Origin of the sequence: Roseomonas sp. TAS13 (assembly GCF_001950415.1) — a bacterium.
Classification (GTDB): domain Bacteria; phylum Pseudomonadota; class Alphaproteobacteria; order Acetobacterales; family Acetobacteraceae; genus Roseomonas; species Roseomonas mucosa.
Window position 1 is genome coordinate 1 of the sequence record NZ_BDLP01000510.1, and the last position, 2,553, is coordinate 2,553.

Consider the following 2,553-nt stretch of genomic DNA (forward strand, 5'->3'; position numbering starts at 1 on the left):
CGCCGCCGGCAGGGCGACGCCGCGCGCCCGGGCCTCGTCACGGGCGATCTGCCGCTGCTTCTCCATCCGCCGCTGCACCATGCCGCGTGGCCCGGGCCCCTGCGCGGAGCGCCCGAGCGCCGCCTCCAGGGCCGGCAGGCGCGTCCGGGCCTGCCGCAGCGCGGGCGTGTCCTGCTGCGACCGCAGGATGGAGCCTTCGGCGGCCTGGACGGGGAAAGGGAGCAGCGGCGCGGCAAGCGCGCCGGTGGCCAGAAGGGCCAGCAGGGAAAGGGCGGGGAGGCCACGGATGCGGCCCCGGTGCCAGATCGTCGGCTTTCGGCGGGGATGTGGCGGGGGGAGCATCATGCGGCAGCCTGTTCTTCCGGACCTCTGAGCAGAAATCGGTCTTCAGCGGGAAAGTCGGATCGTTTTTTAGAAACAGAAAACAAAAATCATCAAGCACTTTCTGCTCAGGGCATCTGGTGAAACGGGCTCCAGAGTGGCTCACGCCCTGCGGGCCAAGACCGGGAAGCGAAGAAGCCTTGCCCGGACAATGGTTTGGCAAGGAGGAAGCCAGACACCGGGGATCATGAAGCGACAACCCGGGATCGCCATGCCGCTCCTGCCAGGAAGCAGGCGGGAAGGAGGGAAGGAGGGATCGCTTTGGCCGGGAAAGGGAAGCGATCCCGGGCGCGGCCATCGCTGCCGGCCCGGGATCGGCAACGCCGTTCAGACGGAGCGGGTATCCACCAGCCGCCAGGTCGGATCGCCGCTCTTCAGGTCGCGCTGGAAGGTCCAGAGATCCTTCAGCTCAGTCACGCTGTCGGTGCCCGTGACGGGCTTGCCGTCGGCGGCCAGGGTCATGTTCACCTGATCCGACACGAAGCGGACAGTAACATCCGCCACGGAGCCGCGAAGCTCCGCGCCCTCCACCGTGACCTCGTGGATGTGCCGGATCTCGGTGCGCTGGGTCTCGCCCGCCTCCTCGCGCGCCTTGATGGCGCCCTCGAAGCCGGCAAAGGTTTCCGGGCCGAGCAGGCTGCGCAGCGTGTCGCGATCGCCGCGCGCGAAGGCCTCGACGATCATGCGGAAGGCTGTTTCCGCCCCGCCCAGGAAGTTCTGGACCGAGAAGGAAGGATCGGTCTTCTGGATGTTGGCCAGGGCCTGGCCGACCGGGCCCTGCGCGTCGGGCACGGCGTGGCGCTGCGGCGCGGGCGGAGCGGCCACCGCCTCGCTGGCATCGCCCTCGATCACCCGGGGCGGATAGCCGGCGGCCGGGCGCGCCTCGGGCGGACGCTCGAAGCCGGTGCGCCGGCCGAGCACGGAGCGAAGACGCAGCACAAGGAAGGCCGCGACCATCGCGAACAGGATCAGGTCGATGGGGAAGCCGCCCTGCATCTGTGGTCTCCTCTCTCTGAAGAGGGAAAATGGGGATGAACGTCTGTTAACGCAACGCCGGTTGCCCCCTGTGCCGCCCTGTGGCGGCACCCCAGGGAGCTTTTTTCGCGAGCCGGCCTCCGGGGGCCTGCCGAAGCCCATTGCCGGAAACCCGCCCTGTCGCCAATTTGCCGGCATGATCCTTCTGCGTCATGGCCAGAGCGAGTTCAACCTCCACTACACGGCCACCAGGACCGACCCCGGCATCCCGGACCCGCGCCTGACACCCCTGGGCCACCAGCAGGCCCAGGCGGCGGCGGAGGCGCTGGCGAAGGAGGATGTCCGCCGCATCCTGGCCAGCCCCTATACGCGGGCACTCCAGACCGCGGCGCCCCTGGCGGAGAAGCTGGGCCTGCCTGTGCTGATCACGCCGCTGGTGCGGGAACGCTATGCCCTGTCCTGCGATGTCGGCTCGCCCTGCAGCCGGCTTTCGACCGACTGGCCGCACCACGACTTCACCCGGATCGACGAGGTCTGGTGGCCGCAGGAGGAGGAGCCGCCGGAGGCCGTGGCGGCCCGGGCGATGCAGTTCCGCCTGGACATGATGCTGCGGGACGACTGGGCGCATACGGTGGTGGTGAGCCACTGGGGCTTCATCCTGGCGATGACCGGCCGGTCGCTGGTGAACGGCGAGTGGCTGCGCTGCGACCCGACCGGGCCCGAGCCGGAGAACGTGGTCTGGCACCACGGCTGAACGGTCCCGGCCGTCGCCTCCCGGGGTTCCGCTTCCGGGGCTGGAGCCGCCGGAATCTCGCCTTCCTTTTCTGCGGCCTGTTGCTGGCGGCCTGCGCGCCGGTGGTGATCCCCGCCGGGCCGGCGCTGGCCCCGCCGGAACTGGCGGCCGACAGCCTGGTCATGGCCGACGGGGCGAGGCTGCCGCTGCATGCCTGGCTGCCGGAGGCCCCGCCCCACGCGGTGGTCCTGGCGGTCCATGGCTTCGGCGACACCGCCCGGAACGCCTTCCGCATGGCGGCGCCGCTGTTCAACGCCGGCGGGGTGGCCCTCTACGCCTATGACCAGAGGGGCTTCGGCGAGGCGCCGAACTGGCCGCTCTGGCCCGGTGCCGAGACGCTGGAGACCGACCTCGCCGCCGCCTCCCGGCTGCTGCGGCGGCGCTATCCCGGCCTGCCGCTCTAT

Annotated in this window: 4 protein-coding genes; 2 read left to right on the top strand and 2 right to left on the bottom strand. The window is 70.6% G+C overall.

The annotated features are described in order from the left end of the window. Both ROTAS13_RS22860 and ROTAS13_RS22865 read right to left on the bottom strand, forming a co-directional pair. On the bottom strand, window positions 1-345 hold a 345-nt coding region (locus ROTAS13_RS22860), incomplete at its 3' end, for a hypothetical protein (RefSeq protein ID WP_139323515.1). Window positions 346-708: 363 nt separating this feature from the next. After that, on the bottom strand, window positions 709-1,377 hold the full coding sequence (locus ROTAS13_RS22865; RefSeq protein WP_019462469.1) for a Tim44/TimA family putative adaptor protein: 669 nt from the start codon (window positions 1,375-1,377) through the stop codon (window positions 709-711). 175 nt (window positions 1,378-1,552) lie between these two features. Here ROTAS13_RS22865 and ROTAS13_RS22870 point away from each other — a divergent pair, with 175 nt between their 5' ends. Together ROTAS13_RS22870 and ROTAS13_RS22875 are read left to right on the top strand one after the other, a co-directional pair. Beyond that, window positions 1,553-2,110: a histidine phosphatase family protein gene (locus ROTAS13_RS22870; RefSeq protein WP_019462470.1), complete on the top strand. Its 558-nt coding sequence runs from the start codon at window positions 1,553-1,555 to the stop codon at window positions 2,108-2,110. An 80-nt stretch (window positions 2,111-2,190) separates the two neighbouring features. Beyond that, the coding region (locus tag ROTAS13_RS22875; RefSeq protein ID WP_171979214.1) for an alpha/beta hydrolase at window positions 2,191-2,553 on the top strand (363 nt) is incomplete at its 3' end.